General features: G+C 67.6%; 1 protein-coding gene. It reads right to left on the bottom strand.

The features are described 5' to 3' along the window. Positions 1-210, bottom strand: a 210-nt coding sequence (locus ACOADB_RS20070) for a CocE/NonD family hydrolase (RefSeq protein WP_378602567.1), incomplete at both ends; no start/stop codon positions are given.

Raw genomic sequence — 210 nt, forward strand, 5'->3', positions numbered from 1 at the left:
ACTGAACGGCTGCGTGCATGCCCACTCGAGCACCTCGACGACGTCGCTCTGGCTCTTCGGACCGAGCGCATCGAAGGACCCGTCGCTGCCGCCGGTGCCGCGGATCTGGACGAGCAGGTAGTTGTAGTCCGGGCCGACCTCCAGGGTCTGGCTGTTGTTCCCGTACGGCGAGAACTCGACCACCGTCGGCTTCGCCTCCACGGGCCCCGT

The organism is Nocardioides sp. CPCC 206348 (genome assembly GCF_048654705.1).
Taxonomy (GTDB): domain Bacteria; phylum Actinomycetota; class Actinomycetes; order Propionibacteriales; family Nocardioidaceae; genus Nocardioides.